The following is a 21,324-nucleotide window of genomic DNA, read 5'->3' on the forward strand; positions in this document are numbered from 1 at the left end:
TATTGCGCGGTCTTGAATAAACAACAGTTGTTAAGCTGCTGCTATTGGGGAGAAAAGCTAGTAATTTATTGAGGGCAAGCTATTATTGGATATTGGTTATATGCTGCTATTTTTTTATTGTTAGCTAGGACTTGTTTATTGATTTTTTATATTTTCTGACACTTAAACTTTTGCTTGGGGTTTGCTGATTTTACAGAGATGCGATTATTGATAAAGCGGGGTAATTAATTATTATAGTGTCGGAGCAGCTATTATGTCAGGGTCATTATTAAATATTAGTTATTAAATATTAGTTATTAGATAGGAGGTATCAGATAACAGTGAGGTTGTGATCGTAAGCTGCTAGCAACTAACAGATAATAACTGAGTTGCTGATTGTTAAATGTAACATAATATGTATTTAATAATAACTATTAAATACATATTATTATGTAGCTACTTGGTAATAATTACTGGTTAATGGTCACTGAGTAATTGTCACTGGAGTTTTTTCTTGTAGCTCATCGAAGCTAACACCCTCTGCCAGCTCAACTAGTTTTAGCCCATCATCAGTGACGTCCAATACTGCCAGCTCGGTGATAATACGATCAACCACGCCTTTACCGGTTAATGGTAACTCACAATTGGCAAGAATTTTTGGATCACCATGCTTATTGACTTGCTCCATTAGCACAATCACTCGCTGCACGCCTGCAACTAAGTCCATCGCGCCGCCCATGCCTTTGACCATCTTTTTAGGGATCATCCAGTTGGCCAGATCGCCATGCTCTGAGACTTCCATTGCGCCTAAAATTGCCAGGTTGACATGGCCACCGCGGATCATCGCAAAAGACTCTGAGCTACTAAAATAGCTGGCACCAGGCGCAGTAGTTACTGTCTGCTTACCCGCATTAATTAAATCGGCGTCGACATTTTCTGCTGTTGGAAACTCACCAATACCTAGTAAACCATTTTCTGACTGTAGCCAAACGTCCATTCCTTTAGGAATATAGTTTGCCACTAAGGTTGGCAGACCGATGCCAAGATTGACATAATAGCCGTCTTGTAATTCTTGCGCTGCACGTTGCGCCATCTGTTCTCTTGTCCATGCCATGATATCTTCCTTATTTTTGCAATATTCTATTGTTATTGGCTTAGTAAGTGTTTTTAATAGAAAAAATCAGCCAGTATTATATTTGCTTATATACCGTTTACTTAAGCATTTTCGACTGCTTTAGTGGTGGTCTTTTCAATGCGTTTTTCGGGGCTGCTATTTAATACAATACGCTGCACAAAAATCCCCGGCAAATGAATCTCGTCAGGATCAAGCGTGCCAATCTCTACAATTTCTTCTACTTCAGCAATAGTGATTTTACCAGCCATCGCACAATCTGGGTTAAAGTTCCGAGCGGTTTTATTAAATATTAAGTTGCCTGCTTTATCGGCTTTTTGTGCCTTGATTAATGCCACATCAGCAACTAATGAATGCTCAAGCACATAGGTACGGTCATCAAAATCACGGGTTTCTTTGCCTTCAGCAACTAGCGTACCCACACCAGTAGCGGTATAAAACGCTGGAATACCAGCGCCGCCAGCACGTAATTTTTCAGCAAGGGTTCCTTGTGGAGTCAGCTCAACTTCTAGCTCGCCTGCTAAATACTGGCGTTCAAACTCTTTATTCTCACCTACATAGGAGGAGATCATTTTTTTAATTTGCCGCGTTTGCAATAACAAACCTAGACCAAACTCATCGACGCCGGCATTGTTACTGATACAGGTCAGACCCTTGACCCCACTATCGCGCAAGGCTTCGATTAAGGCTTCAGGTATCCCGCACAGGCCAAAGCCACCAATGGCAAGAGTCTGTCCATCGTTGATAACATCTTCTAACGCACTGTTAGCACTACTATATACTTTTGATTGACTCATATTAATCTCCTTGCAAGTCTCATATTTATTATTTATCTTTGCTGACATAGAGTCGTTGTTTGGCATACGACGTTGGTTTTATTAAAGTGTGGGTATAAAAAATATCTTATATAAATACTTACTCAAATAGCGGTATATCAAAAACAATACGATATGTATTGTTATATAACACTTATCGTATTGTACTAAGTTAGCACATTATTGTCGAAGCGACTAGAGAGCAATATTAAGAAAGTTTGAGCAGCGTTTAGTGGTTGCGTAGATCAACGAGACAGTTGCAGGTGTGCACTTAATATAAACTATCTATGAACACTGTGCTAATAAGTTATGCTGATAAATAGTTTGTTGACCTATAGCGGCAAGCAATACATACTTACGGCTTGAATTTTGCCAAGGAGAGGCACTCATGTTTAGCATACTTGCTATTGTTATCACTTTATTATTATTGATGTTCTTTGCCTATCGGGGATATTCCGTGCTGATTTTAGCACCGATTATGGCGATTTTAGCGGTATTCTTATCAGGTGATTTCTTAAGTAGTATTCCTGCCTATACTGATGTTTTTATGTCCGCATTAAGCGGATTCTTGCTCAAATTCTTCCCTATTTTCTTACTAGGTGCCCTGTTTGGACGCTTGATGGCGGATTCAGGAGCGGCAACAGCGATTGCCAATACGGTGGTCAAAAAACTAGGGGCGAGTAAAGCGATTCTTGCCGTTATTTTGGTCTGTGCCATTTTGACTTATGGCGGTGTCTCTTTGTTCGTCGTAGCCTTTGCTATCTATCCAATCGCCAAAGACTTGTTCAAAGCTGCTGATATTCCTAAGCGCTTGATACCGGCTGCCATTGCGCTAGGCTCATTTACTTTTACCATGACGGCGCTACCGGGCACGCCAGCCATTCAAAACGCCATCCCTATTCCTTACTATAATACTAACGTGTTTGCCGCCCCTATTTTGGGAATTATCGGCGGTACCATCATGTTTATCTTTGGTTGGTTATGGTTACAGTCGCGAGCGAATAAAGCCAACGCTGTGGGCGAAGGTTATGGTCAACATGATGATGAATTTGAGGGCGAAAGCAGCGCCGTTAAAAGTAAAATGGCAAGTAACAATGATGGACAAGATAATGACGCGCAAAGCAAAGTGGCGCAAAGTAACTTAGCAACCGCCGCCGAGGCACGTGATACCCATCACACTTCATTTGGCATTGCAATGATACCGCTGGTCTTGGTCATTGGCTTAAACGCCTTACTGACTTACGCTATTTTTCCGTCCATGGATTTCAGCAATCTGCAAACTCAATACCCTGACCTTAATATTGCTGGCTCTTTAGGCTTATGGTCAATTATCATCTCGCTAATTATTGCTTGTGTGGTGTTGATTCTACTGCGTATCGGTCATTGGAACAATTTACAAAAAACCATTAACCGAGGTACTTATGATTCGATGTTACCGATTTTTAACACCGGTTCAGAAGTCGGTTATGGGGCAGTCATTGCCTCACTTGCGGGCTTCCTTATTATTCGTGACAGTATCTTAAACCTAAGTCCTGATAATCCATTAATTTCAGAAGCGGTAGCGATGACGACCCTTGCCGGTATCACAGGCTCATCATCCGGTGGTTTGAGTATTGCCCTTACAACATTGGGCAAGGATTATTTGCGGATGGCGGTTGAGGCGGGTATTGATCCAGAATTAATGCACCGGGTAGCTGTTATGGCAGCGGGTGGTCTTGATACCTTACCGCATAGTGGTGCCGTTATTACCTTGCTAGCGATTTGTGGATTGACCCATAAACAGTCTTATCTCAACCTAGCGATGGTAACTATGGTTATTCCACTAATTGCTGTGGTGGCAGTCATTATCTTAGGTACACTATTTGGTTCATTCTAGTAGTTCACTCAAAGGTCTCTCAATAGAAATTTTTACTAAAAAACCTGCTTGATCACTGATTGAGTGGGTTTTTTAATGTTTAAAAATTAAAAAATATTGAGCCTCATAGACGGAATTAAAAAAGAAAGATTTGAATAAAGACTAATGCATCTATCCTAATTGTTGGATATACAGTTACCAATAGATAGTTACTAAGCAATGGCACAAATTGTGCCAAATTACGGTATTATAGGCACAATTTTTAGTTTTTATAACTTTTAGTATTCAAAATATTGCGTCTGCTAACGGCTAATAATAAATAGCTAAGACCATTGTTAATTAATCCTTTTAGACTATGATATAGGTGATTTTGTGCGTGAGATTTTAGTAACCAGTGCCCTTCCCTACGCCAATGGCTACATCCATTTAGGGCATCTTGTAGAGTATATTCAAACTGACATTTGGGTACGGGCAATGAAAGCGCAAGGCCATCAGGTTACCTATGTTTGCGCCGATGATGCCCACGGTACGGCCATTATGCTCAAAGCCGAAGACAATGGCATCACGCCAGAAGAGCAGATCGCAACCGTTAAAGCGTCACATGAAGCAGACTTTGCCAAATTTTTGATCGATTTTGACAATTACTATTCTACCCATTCAGAAGAAAATAAACATTTTTCTGAGCTAATTTATTGTCGTCTCAATGACGCTGGACATATCAGCACTAAAGATGTTGAGCAACTTTTTGATCCCGAAAAACAGCTGTTTTTAGCGGATCGCTTTGTCAAAGGCACCTGCCCTGAGTGCGCAGCGGTTGATCAATATGGTGATAACTGCGAAGTCTGCGGTACGACTTATAATGCAACGGAACTTAAAAATCCACAGTCGACGCTGTCGGGTGCGACGCCAGTACTCAAAACCTCTAAGCATTATTTCTTTGATTTGCCCGAGTTTGAGCAATTCCTAAAAGATTGGACACGCACTGAGAATCGCTTGCAGCCAGCGATTGTTAATAAGCTGCAAGAGTGGTTTGACTCTGGTCTTGCCAGCTGGGATATCTCCCGTGATGCGCCGTATTTTGGTTTTCAGATACCTGATACCCCAAGCGATGAGCCAGACAAATATTTTTATGTCTGGCTAGATGCCCCAGTCGGTTATATGGCAAGCTTTAAAAACTTGTGCGAACAACGTGCGGGGACAGATAATGCGCTCGATTTTGATCGCTACTGGATGCAAGAGAACGAGCATAAGACCGAGGTCTATCACTTTATTGGTAAAGATATTGTTTATTTCCATGCGCTATTTTGGCCTGCGATGCTTGCCGGTAGTGAATTGCGCACGCCCACTGGGGTATTTGCGCATGGATTCTTGATGGTCAATGGCGAGAAGATGAGTAAGTCACGCGGTACTTTTATTAAAGCTGAAACCTACGCTGAATACTTGCATCCTGAATATCTACGCTATTACTTCGCCAGTAAGCTATCTGACAAGGTTGAAGACATCAACCTTGATTTGGAAGACTTTATGCAAAAGGTCAATTCTGACTTGGTTGGCAAAGTGGTCAACATCGCCAGTCGCAGCGCTGGATTCCTAGTCAAAAAGTATGACGGTATGCTGTCTGAGACTTGTGCAGAGCCCCGCCTATTAGAAGACATTACTAAAACGGGTGACGAGATTGCCGCCGCTTATGAGAACCGCGAGTTTTCACGGGCGATGCGTTTGATTATGCAGTGCGCTGACAAGGCCAATGAGTATATCGACGACAAAAAACCCTGGGCGCTTGCCAAGCTTGAAGGTTCTGAGCAAGAAGTACAAGACGTTTGCTCAGTAGCAATTAATATTTTCCGTCAACTCATGGTGTATTTAGCACCAGTATTACCTGAGTTAACCGCTAATGCTAAAGGCTTTTTGAACATTGATGACTTGAGCTTTGCCAGTCGTAATCAATGGCTACTGGGTCATCAAATTAACAAATTCAAACCGTTAATGCAGCGTATTGAAGATAAAGATGTGGCGGCCATGGTTGAAGCATCAAGAGCGTCCTTAGCGGCAACAGCGACCCCAATCACAACTCCAGACCCAAAACCTGCTGCAAAAAACGGGCAAAAGAGCCAAAAAGACCAAAAAGCTACGGATACTACGGAGCAAACCGGCTATATCGGCATTGAAGACTTTGCCAAAGTTGAAATGAAAGTTGCTCATGTGTTGGCTTGCAATTATGTTGAAGGTGCGGATAAGCTGCTGCAATTTACCTTAGATGTCGGCGAAGATAAACCGCGTAATGTATTTAGCGGTATTCGTAAATTTTATGAACCTGAACAATTAGTGGATAAGAAAGTTATTTGCGTCACTAATCTTGCGCCACGTAAGATGAAATTTGGCATCTCAGAGGGCATGGTATTATCATCAGGTGATCCAAAAACGGCACTGGTGGTTATTACCTTACCTGATGCCGCAGTCGTTGGCGATATTCTCGCCTAGTACATAAATGAACGTTTAGAATTTATTTTTTTATTAATAATTTTTTGTAAACAACCATCAAAAAGGTGTCCTTAGTGGCATCTTTTTTTATGTCGTTAAATAATATGTAATAAAAAGGAGCCTATGACTTTTAGACTTTGCAAATAATGACATGAAGAGCACTTTAATAAGTCATTGTGAATGCAGGATATTAAGTTTATTTCAAATGCACTATCCCTAAATATTTTAGCTAAAAAATGGCTATTCATACCTTATTATTGCTAGTGACAAACATGCTTTAATTTTTTATTGCGATAAGTTACATTGCTGTCATAATATAACCACCATGATCAAGGGATCGATCAATTTAAGGTTGGCCATTTATCCTCGTGTCTATTGATTTGGCTAACCTGCACCTTCTAACCTATGAGCCAAACTAATAATGACTATTGCCACAACTCTACGCCTAAGCCTGTGCGGAGCTGCTATTAGTGCCATCAGTATGCTTGGCCTAATGGGCTGCTCAAACTCTACCGAAACTGCGCCATCAGCGGACAATGCCGCTACCGCAGACAAACCAGCCAAAACGCTGGCCATCACGCAAATTGTCGAACATCCATCGCTCGATGATATGCGTCGCGGCATTATCGATGAGCTGGCAGATAATGGTTATATCGAAGGTCAGAATCTAAAAGTCAACTTTCAAAGTGCGCAAGGAAATACCGCCACTGCCGGCCAGATTGCCAAACAGTTTGTTGGGGACAATCCCGATGTCATTGTGGCAATTTCTACTCCTTCTGCTCAGTCTATCGTTGCCGCAACTACTCGCATACCCATCGTCTATACGGCAGTGTCAGATCCCCTTGGTGCCAAACTAATCAACGCAGATGGCACACCTTTTCAGGACAATCTAACGGGTTTATCAAGCCAATTGCCCTTGGACCCGCAGCTGGATTTATTGCAACAGATTAAACCTAACTTGAAGACTATCGGGTATGTTTATAGCCCTGGTGAAGCCAACTCAGTCTCGCTACGTGATAGTCTTAAAGAAGCGTTACCAGCACGAGGGTTATCGTTATTAGATATTCCAGCCAACCGCCCAACCGATATCGGTATGGCAACGCGCAGTTTACAAGGACGTGCAGATATCATTTATACCTCATTTGACAATAACGTGGCCTCTGCTTTTGAAGCGATGACCCAAGCGGCTAATGAGATACAGATTCCAATCATCGCTTCTGATGAGTTTAGCGTTCAGCGCGGTGCGACTGCAGCGCTTGGCGTTAATGACTATGACTTTGGGCGTATAACTGGCAAAATGGTATACCGCATATTAAATGGCGAAGCGGTTAATACCATTAAGCCTGAAGTTATGAATGACTTAACGCTATACGTTAGTCCTAAGCATGCTAAAGCGCAAGGCGTCAGCTTATCGGCCGATATACTCAAAAACGGTATTAACGTTGATACTAAAGGCCAAAATGCCAGTAAATAGGTGCTAATTGGTAAATACTAGTAAATAGTAACTATTAACACGCCACTTTATCTATCCTTTGTTTGTTGTATGGACACACTATTATATTCAGGAGTAAGACCCATGTTGTATCAAAATCGTTTTGCCAAAGCTTTGTTATGGGGCGGTGTCTGTACCGCCATTTTGACTGGCTGTAGCCAATCAGCACAAGACACCGCTAATGACGCTACAGCAGGTGGTGATAGCACAGCCGTTAAGACCGTTGCCATTACCGCTATCGTTGAGCATCCAGCACTTGATGAAGTACGTAAAGGCGTTATCGATGAGCTCAACGAGGCCGGATTTAAAGAGGGTGAGAACTTAACAGTCAACTTCCAAAGCGCACAAGGCAACACCGCAACTGCGGGTCAGATTGCCAAACAATTTGTTGCCGATAATTCAGATGTGATCGTTGCTATTGGTACGCCATCAGCACAATCAGTTGCGGCCGCCACCAGCACTATTCCGTTGGTATTCTCAGCGGTTACTGATCCGGTTGAAGCAAAACTGGTACCAACGCTTGATGGCTCGGGTACCAACGTTACTGGTGGCTCTGATGCGCTTCCTTATGAACCCCAAATTGAATTGATGCGTCAGATTATCCCAAATTTGAAAAATGTCGGTTATGTTTATAGTCCTGGTGAAATCAACTCAACCATTATTCTAAAAAACCTAAAGGAAAAACTGACGCCACTTGGTATCACAGTGCACGAAGCACCAGCCGCGCGTAGTAACGATATCGCTATGGCAGCACGCAGCTTAGTCGGTAAGGTTGATATGATTTATACCTCGACCGATAATAATGTGGTCTCAGCCTATGAGTCATTGTATCAAGTCGCTAAAGAAAGTAAAATTCCACTGATTGCCTCTGATACCAGCTCCGTTGCACGCGGTGCTGTTGCCGCCTTGGGTGTCAATTACTATGACCTTGGCCGCGAGACCGGTAAAATCGTGGTACGTATCTTAAATGGTGAGAAAGCGGGCGAGATTCCAGTCTATACCCCACAGGTTCTCGATTTATATGTCAGCCCTAAGAATGCTAAAGTAGAAGGCATTACCTTGCCACAAGCGGTTATCGATAAAGCAAAAGAAGTGGTAGAATAGCGCCTGATTATTGAGAGCAATAATGAGACAGACGACCATACTGACTACATCGTGAGGAATGGCTGTTTGTCTTTAAAGCCGTAACTGTTTAGAAAACCCCAGCTATCATATCGATAAATAGACTGGGGTTATTGCCGAAGCACTTTTGTGTTTAAAGTGTTTTGATTTTTGCATCGATTAAACACTTCAGATTGCTTGAATAGTAGCGTGCTTAAATAGTGTTGAAAGTTTGCAATGTTCTAAACCTAAGTTTTAAACCAAGGTAGTTTATGATAACGCTTTATTACGACATGTTTTGGTTTACCCTAACTGCAGATTGCATAATCTGTTAAATTCACCGCTCAGCCGTTTAGATTATGCTAGCTTATAGAGAGCACTGGCATATGCCGCTTATCTATTTATAGCAATAGTTACTAAACGCTTGGTTATGACTTACTGATCTCTTATGTCTTTAATTGCTTTTTTTGGTGCGCTTGAAAGTGGTTTGATTTATGGCCTTGTAGCTCTTGGCGTCCTTATTTCATTCCGTACTCTTGATTTTCCCGATTTGACCGCTGATGGTAGTTTTCCGTTAGGTGGCGCGGTTGCTGGTATTTCTATCGTTGCTGGCATCAATCCTTGGCTGGCTTGTGCCTTTGGCATGCTCGCAGGCTCAGTGGCGGGTATCGTTACCGCTTGGCTACATGTCAAGCTCGGTATCTTACAACTATTAGCCAGTATTCTAGTTATGGTGGCGCTATATTCGGTCAACCTACGGATTATGGGCGCACCTAACCTACCACTATTAGGTGAAACCACAGTGTTTAGCACGCTGGTTACCGATGGTAATGGTTACTGGATGCGCTGTTTAATTATCGGCGTAGTAGTAATATTGGCCAAGCTATTCTTAGATTGGTTTTATAATACTGAAACCGGACTGTCCATGCGCGCGACTGGCTCCAACCTAAAGATGGCGCAGGCCCAGGGTATTAATACCTCGTGGATGACCATTATCGGTATGGCAGTCTCCAACGGTCTGATTGCCTTAGCAGGCGCACTGTTTGTACAGACTCAAGGCGGCGCAGATATCTCTATCGGTATCGGTACCATTGTCATTGGTCTGGCAGCGGTCATCATCGGTGAGACCATTATTCCCGCCAAGCGTATTTGGCTCATCACCATTGCGGTTATCATTGGGGCGATACTCTATAAACTATTTATTCAAGTGGCACTATCGAGTGATATCTTGCGTAGTATTGGCTTTGGCCCGCAAGATTTGAACTTGATTACCGCGTTACTGGTAGTGTTTGCATTGGTGTTACCAAAAGCTAAGAATAAGTTTTTAAGCCGTAAATTGCGGGTTTAAGGTTAACAATTAAAAGCGACTGTACTCGTTAAGCTTGAATAAAGCATAAGGAATAATAATTAAGGAATAACAGTTATGATGCAAGCCAAAGATTTACGCTTGACCTTTAACCCAGGCACGCCCATTGAAAACCCTGCCCTACGCGGTATTAATTTAAACATCGCCGATGGTGAGTTTGTTACCGTCATTGGTACTAATGGCGCAGGTAAATCAACGTTTTTGAATGCGGTCAGTGGCACGAATCTAGTAGATAGCGGCTCAATTCTACTCAATGGCATTGATGTCACCAAAAAAACAACTTTTCAACGTGCACATTGGGTAGCGCGGGTATTTCAAGACCCGATGGCAGGCACCTGCGAGGCGCTAACCATTGAAGAAAATATGGCCTTAGCCTATAAACGCGGCGGTAAGCGTGGTTTGAATTTTGCTTTGAACTCCAGCAACCGTGAACTGTTTCGAGAGAAGCTTGCCGTACTTAAACTGGGGTTAGAGAATCGTTTAACGGATCGTATGGGGTTATTATCAGGTGGTCAGCGCCAAGCAGTAAGCCTATTGATGGCATCGCTACAACCGTCCAAAATACTGTTGCTCGATGAGCATACGGCTGCTCTTGATCCTAAGACCGCAGCGTTTGTGTCAAAATTGACCGATCAGATTGTCACTGACAATAACCTGACGACTATGATGGTCACTCACTCAATGCAGCAGGCATTGGCGCATGGTACTAGAACCGTAATGCTACACCAAGGTGAAGTGGTACTCGATGTCTCTGGCGAAAGACGTGAAGGTATGACCGTCCATGATTTACTCGATATGTTTGAGCAAACTCGTGGCGAAAAAGTCGACGATGACAGTTTGATCTTAAGCTAGTTGATGTCAAGTTAATCGATTTAAATTAAAAAAATGCCCGCTTAATTCAAGCGGGCATTTTTTATGGCAGTCCGTTCACTGTTAAGAAAATCAAGAACCAAGTAGCACTAACTTTTGAATCAGCTCGCTCACATGCTGTGATTTCATTTTTTTCATCACCTGTGAGCGGTGCACCTCTACCGTACGCACAGATACATCTAAATGATCGGCAATAATTTTATTGAGATTACCTTGTAACAGCTCATTGGCAACTTGTTTTTCTTTATCAGTCAGCTGAGCATAGAGTTTACCAATATAGTAAAGCTTAGCACGTTTAATGGTTAATACTTGCGCACGGGCAAGCGCCTCTTGCAAACGACGACTGCTAATGGGCTTTTCTAAATAATCTGCTGCACCTTTCTTAAGCATAGTTACCGCATCGGCAATTTCCCCATTACCAGTTAAGGCAATCAAAGCTATCGGGCTATCATGTTTATTAAGGTACACTTGTAGTTCCTGACCACTCATATCCGGTAGCATCAAGTCACTCACCACTACCGCTGGAGTGTAAATATCTACTTGCTGTAAAAACGTTAAAGCACTTTCCCAAATTTGCGTGGTTAGACCCAAGCTACTAATTAAAAACTCACACGAATGTCGCACAGTTTCTTCATCATCGATAATATGAATCACCAGCTGCTCAGGGACGATTTTGTCATATAAGCTATCGGACAAACTATCGGCTGTTAGAGAATCGAGGTTTTCATTTGATATCGATATAGAAGTCATAAACTGCCTTTTGTCTTACATTTTATACGTTGTTAATATCTGCTATATCTAGCTGCTATTTTTATTGCTATCACTGTTATTGCCATCTACTAAATGCAGCGGTAAATATAACGATACTTGCGCACCAAGCACATTTTTTGACGGGTATAAAGTATCGGTTTCGGTCAATTGCACTTTACCATTTAAGGTGCGTTTAATACGCCGCTGATAATGACTGTCTACGACCTTTATATTAGCAAGTTCAGTCTGCACATTGACATTGCTAAGCTGCATCTTACCATCAAGCGATCTACATAGACGCTGGCAGATCATTAGCCCCAATCCTAAGCCATCTGCTTTGGTTGAGCGAGTGCCGTACTGATTATTTGAATAACTATGGGGTTTATCTTGCGACTCATTATTCATCAGCCTCTCATCATTAAAACCACCCGCATCATCAGTAATATATAGCGCTAGCCATTGTGTGCCTTGATATTCTGTCATCTGACAGCGCAGCATAATATGCACAGCACCTTGCTGTTGGGCATTGAGCATACTATTAATCAGTATTTGATCTAGCATTAAGCTTGGCAGCTGTAGTTGCTGATAGTCACTGGCGAACCAAAAAGTAATGCCCACTGCTTTGTCGCCAAGTAACATAATACATTGCTGATAAGTAGCAGCGATATCTACGTTGACCTCATCTGGCTGGGATCGTCCTGCCCAATGCCTAATATTTTTGATAACGGCGGCGGCACGCTCGGTCTCATTAACAATTTGCTGTAAGGCATTTTCCACCTTTTCTTTCTCTACCGCTTCTTTTTTTAATGCCTCTTTTTTTAAAGCTTTTTTCTCTATAGCAGCGGGTTTTTCTAAATCTGTTTTTTCTGAAAGGGTATCTTTATCAAAATACGTATTTTGGCTACGAATTAGTAAGCCTTGGGCATAATTCTGAATGGTCGCGAGTGGCTGATTAATTTCATGGGCAATCGCGCCACTCATCTCACCAATGACCGCAAAACGCTCAGACTGCTGTAGCTTATAATCATAGTCCCGAATCAGCTGGTTTTGTATGACTATCTGTTGCCGACGACGCCATGCCAGCCAACTCATCCAGCCATAATTAATGCTTGATATGATAATAATAAAAAATATTAATCCTACCCATACTCGATGCGACCTTATCCAATCTAATAAATATGCGCCTAACTGCCTTTGGGCAGGATGACGATTCATTTCATACAAAATACGTTCGGCATCAACACTCGACTCAGGCGCTAACCAGCGAAGCTCTGCGACATCATCAATAGAATTAGCATCGCTATTAGTGCTTCTCTGCCCTCCAGTAAATAAGTGTTGATTAATCTGTTCAGTCAATGCTGCTGGTGCTTGGCTCGTTACTGCTAGTGTCCAATTGGGATAAATCTTGGTTGAAGATTGGCAGTTTGAATCAGTCATAATTGGGTTTATAAGGCGATATTGTGATTGCTCAATTTTGCCTTGACCTGCCATCTCCTCCATCAAGCATAGTGGCGCTATCGCCGCATCTACTGCGCCACTAGCGAGAGTGCTTAAGGTAAGCTCAATAGGATAGCCCACAAACTGAGTCTCATAGTCGCTTGGCAGCACCCCATTCTGCTGTAATAGATGGGCTATCAATAAATAACCGCCAAAAGCATCGGGATCAACCGCCACTATTTTGCGCTGCTGTAAATCTCGCAATTGCTGAATATCGCTATCTGCTTTGACCCATAACGCACTGCCAATCTGCTCCATCGCACTAGGCTGATTTACCGACTTATCAGCTTTAGCTTGTTTGCTTAGCGAAAGCTCATTTTCTAATTGTTTATATAATTTATATTGCTCATCAGTTTTAAAATCAGCTTGTTTGACATCAGACATTTTAAATTCATTTAATTTAACGGTTTGTGGATCTGCTTGCAAAGTCGCAAGCCAACGCCAGCCCATAGTATCCATTTTAATAAACTGTATTTGCGGACCTAAAACCAAGGCAAACTGCTGCGCTTCAATTTGCTGCTGCCAATTCTCAAGCGCGAGTGGCACTAGCACAATAGTGTCATCTGTTAGATTATCATTAAGTTCATCAAGCCAAGATTGCCAGCGTTGCTGGGCGGCCGCCTCTCCTTGCGGTGCTAATACGCCTAAATAATAAGTCTGCGCATTTGCCTTAGTAAGTGGCAACAATACGAACATAAGCGCAAATACCACTCTCATCAAAACGTAACCTACCTCCATTATCTGCTGTTTAAACTGCATTACTTATTAATAACCTTAAAATAAATGTGGTTTTCCACAATATCACTATGTTACTGACTATCTTATACTATATGACAGAATTGTATCTCTTAAATGACTCAGCGTTAACTTGTCGAGTTACCAATAAAGTAAAGATACTCATAATAAAATCTAATCAATTCGCCTAACTTTACTGAGCTGTACCTAGATTAAACTGTACTTAAAGTAACCAGTATCTGGATTAAGCAGCTTCTGAATATAAGCCAGGCAAATATTTCATTACGGAGGGCGTGCTTGTGAAAAAGTGGCCATTAATTATTCTTATCGCAGCAGTCATCGGACTAGCAGTGGCTTTTATTATTGGGCAATTACTGCCAAATATGCGTACTACCAACAGCGATTTAGAAGTCAACATTACTGATCCTGCTTTAATTAAGCAGGGAGCCTATGTTGCACGTACGGCTGATTGTGTCGCTTGTCACACGACTCTTGATGGTGAAGCTTATGCTGGTGGTTTGCCGATGTTGACCCCACTTGGTGCGATTTACTCAACCAATATTACCCCTGACAAAACCACTGGTATTGGTAATTACACCTTTAATAACTTCAAAAATGCGGTCAAGCACGGTGTCCGTAGTGACAATAGCGCATTATACCCTGCTATGCCCTATCCGTCTTATCAGATCATGCCCGACGATGACATGGCAGCGATGTATGCCTTCTTTATGTCAGATGTCAAAGCAGTGAATAAGCCTAATATAAAGAGCGAGCTACCACCAATTGCAAATTGGCGCTGGCCGTTGGCGTATTGGCAAGTATTGTTTGACCGTAAGCGGGACTTTGTTCCAGAAACTGATGATGCAGTATTAGCCCGTGGTCAATACTTAGTCGAAGGCCCAGGTCATTGTGGTTCTTGTCATACCGAGCGCGGTATTGGCTTCCAAGAAATAGCCCTAACCAATGCGGACTCTGAGGAATATCTAAGCGGTGCAGTCATTGATGGCTGGCGTGCAAAAAGTATCCGCGGTGAGCATCGTGGTCTAGGTACTTGGACTGTTTCTGAGCTTAATGACTTCTTTAAAACGGGTCGTACCAACACCACTGCTGCCTTTGGTGCCATGGCTGAAGTTGTCGAGCACAGCACCCAATATATGACTGACGCTGACTTAAATGCCATGTCATCATATCTAAAAACATTGACTCCTGTGCCTAATAAAGAAGTCACTCTACCAGTGAAAAAAGACGTCACTACCGAAAAATTATTGGCTGGTAACTATGACTCACGTGGCGCATTACTATATGTAGAATATTGCACCGTCTGTCACCGTGCTGATGGTAAAGGTGTCCCGCGCATCTTCCCAGCATTAGATGGTAACAGTGCGGTATATGCTCGTGAAGCTGACTCTGTGTTGCAGATCACCCTAGGTGGTGGTCGTATGCCTGAAACCCCTCACGACCGCATGGCCTTTACCATGCCTGAGTTCACCAACTTAGCCGATGCTGATGTAGCAGAAGTGGTCAACTATGTGCGTAATAGTTGGACCAACCAAGCACCTGAAATCGATGTTGATGATGTGGTTAAAATGCGGGCATTCCTTGCCAAAAAACCAAAAACAGGTACAGACGTCGCGCCAGATCTAAGCGTCAATACTGCAGCACAAGGAGCAAGATAATGAATAAGTACTCACATAGACTGCTCAACATTTTTCATACGCCCACCGTTGCTAGCGTTATGCCTCATCGACTAACAATAGCGGTGCTTACCGCTGCAGTGGCTGCTATTAATATAAGTGGCTGCTCACAACCTGAACCTATCGAGCAGAACGCGTCTGAATATGGTTTGGTCACTACGGATGACGCTAACGAAGATATCGGCACTTATGTGTTACCGCAAGATACTTCGATACTAGATGAACCGAATGCTGACCAAATATTTTATGGTAAGCGTTTATTGAACGAAACCAAGCGCTTATTACCTGATAACGTGGGCGCGAGCATGAACTGTAATAGCTGTCATATTGCTCAGGGTAAAATTCCGCTTGGCGATCCGTACATCAACAGCTATAACCACTACCCGCGCGTCATGCCGCGCTCTGGTAAAGAAGTTGATTTGGAAGCGCGTATTAATGGCTGTTTCCAACGCTCAATGAATGGCAAAGTGCTCGACCGTGAATCTCCTGAGATGCTTGCGATGATGGCCTATATGAAATGGTTATCACAAAAAACCCCGAAAGCCCAAAAAGTTGATATTATCAATGCCGGTAAAGTCGACGAGTCATTAGTTGGTGACCCAGTACACGGTGAGAAAATCTACAAAGCTCAATGTGCTACCTGTCACGGTGACAATGGTGAAGGTATTAAAGACAGCCGCGGTGATATCGTATTCCCGCCATTATGGGGTGATGAGTCCTTTAACATTGGCGCGGGTATGGCACGTACTTATAAAGCCGCAGCCTTTGTGAAGTACAACATGCCAATGGGTATTCAAACTAAAGGGTTATGGGGTCATGGCAACGTCTTAAGCGATCAAGACGCTATCGATGTGGCAGAGTTCTTTACGCATCAACCGCGCCCTGATTTTGCTAAAAAAGATGGTGACTGGCCATCAGGTAAAAAACCGAAAGATGCTCGTTATTAAGTATTGCTTATAGTTTTATGAGTTTACAGTTTAATGAACTTATATTTTCATAAAGCAATCTAGTAACATTGCCTACTAAAAAACCTCAAGTGTGTTTAATTCGCTTTGAGGTTTTTTATTGTCTGCAGGTTTATTTGCAGCGAAGTAAAGATACGATAAAGTTGCAATTTTCTACTGGTTATTCTATAGATATCATTTAATATTATTTAGTATCGTTTACTCATTGTCATTTACCTACACACTTACTTATAAGGTCTATCATGCGCAAAATTCCTGTTTATACGCACCCTGCAGCCGGTTGGCCTGCGCTGATTGCTTCTACTCGTAAGCTAATGGATTACAGTGCCTTTCTGCGAGGTAGTTTAAGTGTATTGAGTAGCAATCAGCCCAAAGGGGGATTTGATTGTCCGGGCTGTGCATGGCCAGATCATAAGTCACATAAAACATTTGATGTCTGTGAGACTGGTATCAAAGTCATTGCTAGTGAAGCGATGTCTACGCGTGCCGATGCTCAGTTTTTTGCTAAACATACGGTTAAAGAACTACAAGCCTGGTCGGGCTATGAGCTCGAGCACATCGGGCGCTTATCAGAGCCACTATATTATGATGCGGCTCAAGATCATTACATCCCTATCTCTTGGCAGGATGCTTACGCACGTATCGCTACACAATTACAGAAGCTTGACTCACCTGATGAAGCGTTATTTTATACCTCAGGACGAGTGACCAACGAGCCGGCCTTTATGTTTCAGTTATTTGTGCGTTGTTTTGGTACCAATAACTTACCCGATTGCTCCAACATGTGCCACGAGCCCACCTCAGTGATGCTGGGTAAACAGTTAGGCATAGGCAAAGCGACCGTCATACTAGAGGACTTTGAGCAAGCTAAATTGATACTGATGTTCGGACAGAACCCCGCAACCAATCATCCTCGCATGCTTGAGATGCTAGCTCATGCGCACAAGCAAGGGTGCCGAATTATCTCTATCAATCCTATGCGAGAACAAGGTTTAAGCGCGTTTAGAAATCCGCAAAAGCCATCACATATGGTTGCAGGAAAGAGCGATGATATAGTCGATGACGTGATTCAAATCCAAATCGGTGGTGATGCGGCACTATTAACAGGTATGGCAAAATGGCTCACCAAAAATAATAAAATTAACACAGATTTTATTGAGCAACATACTTCAGGATTCGAGGCGCTAGATACTTGGTTACGTCAGCAGTCTTGGGCAGATGTCGAGCGCGGCTGTGGTATTAGTAAAGATGAAATTATCAATCTTGCTCGCCTCGTTGCCGACAGTCCGGCGACAATTTGCACCTGGGGCATGGGCATCACCCAGCACGTTCAAGGCGATGACAATGTCGCTATGATTACCAATTTGCTGTTATTAATGGGTATGATTGGTATAGACGGCGCAGGCGCGTCGCCAGTTCGTGGGCACTCTAACGTGCAAGGCGATCGGACGATGGGCATCCACGAACGACCCAAGCAGAGCTTGCTTGACAGTCTTGAGCGGGTATTTAAACGTCCAATGCCACAAGAGGACGGCCTAGATGTGGTCGCAGGCGCAAAAGCAATGATAGATGGCAAAATTAAAGCCTTTGTAAGCATGGGCGGCAACTACGCCGTTGCAGCGCCTGATTCAAGTACCATTCAACAAGCATTAACTAATAATCAGCTTAACGTTTTTGTCGCCACTAAGCTTAACGAGACCATGCTTTATCCGGGTGTGGACAATTTAATTTTACCGTGTGTGGGTCGCACGGAGCGCTTAATTACGGCCAAAGGTGAGCAGTTTGCGACCATTGAGGATTCCATGTGCCAAATCGTCGCTACTCAAGGTCGACTTGATCCGATTAGTGATACCTTAAAATCTGAAGCGCAAATTGTGGCAGATATTGCCACGCAGTTGTTTGGGGCTGAGTCATCGATTCCTTGGCAAGCGATGAGTGAGAATTTCGATATTATTCGTGACTATATTGCTCAAGCTATTGAAGGTTTTGAGGACTTCAACCAGCGTATCCGTACCGCTGATCGTGGCTTTCATTTGTATCATCCTGCCCGTCATCGTCAATGGGATACCGAAAGCGGTAAAGCACAGTTTGAAGTGCCAAAGTATCCGATTACCTATGTTGCAAGCCAAATGACCGAGAGAACCGCAAAATTTGCGGCAGAATCAAAGCAGAAAAGCGACATTAATAGTGATGTTAAGACTGCTCAAAGCAATTCTGAATCTAACTCACAAAACGATACTCAGGCTAGTGAACAGGCAGTCTGGCAATTAACCAGCGTCCGTAGTCATGATCAGTTTAATACCATGATATTTGGCTTTCAAGATCGCTACCGCCAAACGGATCGCCGTGATGTACTATTTATGCATCCTGATGAGATGAACCGCTTGGGTTGGCAAAAGGGTGATACCGTTATGGTCTCGCGTCAAGACAGTAAGGATCAGCAGCGCACATTAGGGCCATTAATACTGACTGAGATGGATATTGCGGCTAATGCCGTCGCAACCTACTACCCTGAATGTAATGACCTAATCGACTTAGATACACATGCTCCAGATTCTAGAATACCGGCGTATAAGTCATTAACCGTCGTTTTACAACGGGTTAGTACAAATACTGGACTAGCTGACTCTGCTTAGTAGGAAATAACAAGGGTGATTAATAGTGATAATGGCATTTGAGATGATAGTGACATTTAAAATGATAGTCACGTTTAAAGAGCTGACAGCCGTAGCAATATCGATAACAACACCATACAACGAGCGTTCATGATAGTTGAAAACAATGCCCAATATAGCGCCACAGTATCGGCAGATATCGTGTCTGACGACTTAGAGTTGCCAGCGACACCGCTTGCACGTGACCATATGGCGCAAAAACATGCTTATCCATTAAATGAGTATGGTCGCAATAATATCGATATTGAAGGCTTTGATGAGATTCATATTGATCGGATGTCAGCAAGCTTGGCGGTGGAGGCGGCAATTGCCATTGTCATCAATGGTATCCATTATGCGGTATTGATGGCCAGCCCTAGCCAGCTCGATTATTTAGCGGTTGGATTCTTGTTCAGTGAGGGCTTGATTCAGCACAGTTATGAGTTACTCGATTGGGAAGTCACTCAGCTTACGGATAGCGCAAGCCTCAAAAAATTTACTGAAGATTCAATCGATCAGGCTAATGCCTCAATGGCATTTGAGCAGCTGTTAGATTACGATGTTTATGTGGTGGAACTGGTATTAAACCAGCGCTGCTATCAGCGTATACAAGCACAAAAACGGCAGCTTGCAGGTCGAACAGGATGCGGTATGTGCGGTATAACAGGACTGACCCAAGCGCTGCCCGATCTAAGTGGTTATTTAGAGAATAAGCCAAAAAATAAACAACAGCTTATGGCAACCAGACCAAGTCTCGATAGTTTATTGGAAATACGAGCACAAATTAATGCCAAGCAACATACGCATCAATTGACTGGCGCAGTTCATGCGGCTGCCACTATGCACGGTCAAGATTTGTACCTGTTTGAAGACGTAGGACGCCACAATGCGCTTGATAAACTCATTGGCTGGAAGCTGCGCCACCGAGTAGAGGTTGAGTGCGTTATCATGACTTCACGACTGTCGATTGAGCTGGTACAAAAATCTATTCGTACTCAAATACCTTGGTTGGTTGGTATGTCCGCGCCTACCAGCACCGCAGTGCGTGTTGCTCAGCGCTACGGACTGGGGTTGGCGGGATTTTTACGTGATAATCGGGTCACTTATTATTCAGGGTTTTAGTGTTAGTATTCGTAATGAAAATGAGTATAATTATTTGAAGCAGTAGTCATTGGTAAACAAGACAGGTAAATAAAAGGGCTAGAGTGGTAAGGCCCATCACTGGCCAATGCTCTACTGCATTTATCGCCAAAAATTTAGTTATATTTATAAGTGAATGATACTAGCTGGACTTAACATAATCACCATTATGGTCTTTATAGAATTATTAACGATGCGTTTTAAAGTCATATTTTAGTTATAAAAGGAGCAAGACATTAGATGTCTTGCTCCTTAAATGATGTTACGATTAGTCAGTAGTTTGGTCTAACGAACATATTGAGAATACTTAGCACATGACTCTGGCTGCCAATAAAGCTCAGTTGCAAAAAATTCATCTTTACGAAGTATGCCTTCATAGCTATCATCAAAAATGATTTTATAACGGCAGGTTTCTATATTGTTATTAGCATCATAGAATTTAAGAATATAATCCCATTCGCGAGCATTAAAGCCTTCTTGAAAGTGCGGTGTACCGATGAGCTGATAGATCTCATTTTTAGTTGTACCGACTCCAATTTTAGCAACATCATTTTGTTCAACGATTTTGCCCGCTTTTTGCCATGCTTTATCTTGATCAGGGAATACTAAGTCATTGGCATCAACAGACCCATGTTGAGCACCAGGACTTACGTGCCAAGTACAACCAGTTGCAGTCAGTAAGATGGCAGTAGCCAGTAAGCCCACGCGATATAGTGATGAATTCATTATTCATTCCTTAATATTATTATGAGTAATTTGACAACGCCTGTCTGTTTTAAAACCGACGCTGCCATAAGA

At 42.8% G+C, this 21,324-nt stretch carries 15 protein-coding genes; 10 read left to right on the forward strand and 5 right to left on the reverse strand.

Going from position 1 to position 21,324, the window contains the following annotated elements:
• Positions 1-463 precede the first annotated feature (463 nt).
• A complete protein-coding gene (locus AAEY88_RS03370; protein WP_350559038.1) occupies positions 464-1,093 on the reverse strand; it encodes a CoA transferase subunit B in 630 nt (209 codons plus the stop codon).
• Between the two features lie 101 nt (positions 1,094-1,194).
• Complete coding sequence (locus tag AAEY88_RS03375; RefSeq protein ID WP_350559040.1) at positions 1,195-1,908, reverse strand: CoA transferase subunit A; 714 nt, start codon at positions 1,906-1,908, stop codon at positions 1,195-1,197.
• A 406-nt stretch (positions 1,909-2,314) separates the two neighbouring features.
• On the opposite strand from AAEY88_RS03375, the gene AAEY88_RS03380 reads away from it, so the two are divergent.
• The 6 genes from AAEY88_RS03380 (at position 2,315) to AAEY88_RS03405 (ending at position 11,073) form a co-directional block, all read left to right on the forward strand.
• Positions 2,315-3,802 (forward strand): GntP family permease, encoded by a 1,488-nt coding sequence (locus tag AAEY88_RS03380; RefSeq protein ID WP_350559043.1) that lies wholly within the window; start codon positions 2,315-2,317, stop codon positions 3,800-3,802.
• A 351-nt stretch (positions 3,803-4,153) separates the two neighbouring features.
• A complete protein-coding gene (metG, locus tag AAEY88_RS03385) occupies positions 4,154-6,262 on the forward strand; it encodes a methionine--tRNA ligase (protein WP_350559046.1) in 2,109 nt (702 codons plus the stop codon).
• A gap of 421 nt (positions 6,263-6,683) precedes the next feature.
• Positions 6,684-7,736: an ABC transporter substrate-binding protein gene (locus AAEY88_RS03390; RefSeq protein WP_350559049.1), complete on the forward strand. Its 1,053-nt coding sequence runs from the start codon at positions 6,684-6,686 to the stop codon at positions 7,734-7,736.
• Between the two features lie 102 nt (positions 7,737-7,838).
• Entirely contained in the window at positions 7,839-8,858 is a 1,020-nt protein-coding gene (locus tag AAEY88_RS03395) for an ABC transporter substrate-binding protein (RefSeq protein ID WP_350559052.1), read from the forward strand.
• 445 nt (positions 8,859-9,303) lie between these two features.
• Positions 9,304-10,203, forward strand: coding sequence for an ABC transporter permease (locus AAEY88_RS03400; RefSeq protein WP_350559055.1), 900 nt, complete (start codon positions 9,304-9,306; stop codon positions 10,201-10,203).
• 75 nt (positions 10,204-10,278) lie between these two features.
• Complete coding sequence (locus AAEY88_RS03405; RefSeq protein WP_350559058.1) at positions 10,279-11,073, forward strand: ABC transporter ATP-binding protein; 795 nt, start codon at positions 10,279-10,281, stop codon at positions 11,071-11,073.
• A gap of 90 nt (positions 11,074-11,163) precedes the next feature.
• Here AAEY88_RS03405 and AAEY88_RS03410 read toward each other — a convergent pair whose 3' ends face one another.
• Positions 11,164-11,841 (reverse strand): response regulator, encoded by a 678-nt coding sequence (locus AAEY88_RS03410; protein WP_350559060.1) that lies wholly within the window; start codon positions 11,839-11,841, stop codon positions 11,164-11,166.
• Positions 11,842-11,889: 48 nt separating this feature from the next.
• A complete protein-coding gene (locus AAEY88_RS03415) occupies positions 11,890-14,055 on the reverse strand; it encodes a PhnD/SsuA/transferrin family substrate-binding protein (protein WP_350559063.1) in 2,166 nt (721 codons plus the stop codon).
• A 317-nt stretch (positions 14,056-14,372) separates the two neighbouring features.
• Between AAEY88_RS03415 and AAEY88_RS03420 the strand changes: the two genes are divergently transcribed.
• The 4 genes from AAEY88_RS03420 to fdhD all read left to right on the forward strand — a co-directional run bounded on the left by AAEY88_RS03420 (position 14,373) and on the right by fdhD (position 20,508).
• Positions 14,373-15,749, forward strand: a complete 1,377-nt coding sequence (locus tag AAEY88_RS03420; RefSeq protein WP_350559066.1) for a cytochrome c — start codon at positions 14,373-14,375, stop codon at positions 15,747-15,749.
• A complete protein-coding gene (locus AAEY88_RS03425; RefSeq protein WP_350559069.1) occupies positions 15,749-16,714 on the forward strand; it encodes a c-type cytochrome in 966 nt (321 codons plus the stop codon). Before AAEY88_RS03420 ends, AAEY88_RS03425 begins: the two co-directional genes overlap by 1 nt.
• A 260-nt stretch (positions 16,715-16,974) precedes the next feature.
• Entirely contained in the window at positions 16,975-19,368 is a 2,394-nt protein-coding gene (locus AAEY88_RS03430) for an FdhF/YdeP family oxidoreductase (RefSeq protein ID WP_350559072.1), read from the forward strand.
• A 129-nt stretch (positions 19,369-19,497) separates the two neighbouring features.
• Entirely contained in the window at positions 19,498-20,508 is a 1,011-nt protein-coding gene (fdhD, locus tag AAEY88_RS03435) for a formate dehydrogenase accessory sulfurtransferase FdhD (RefSeq protein WP_350559075.1), read from the forward strand.
• A gap of 303 nt (positions 20,509-20,811) precedes the next feature.
• Here fdhD and AAEY88_RS03440 read toward each other — a convergent pair whose 3' ends face one another.
• On the reverse strand, positions 20,812-21,252 hold the full coding sequence (locus tag AAEY88_RS03440; protein ID WP_350559078.1) for an outer membrane protein assembly factor BamE: 441 nt from the start codon (positions 21,250-21,252) through the stop codon (positions 20,812-20,814).
• Between the last annotated feature and the right edge of the window lie 72 nt (positions 21,253-21,324).

Source organism: Psychrobacter sp. CAL346-MNA-CIBAN-0220 (assembly GCF_040309805.1).
Classification (GTDB): Bacteria; Pseudomonadota; Gammaproteobacteria; order Pseudomonadales; family Moraxellaceae; genus Psychrobacter.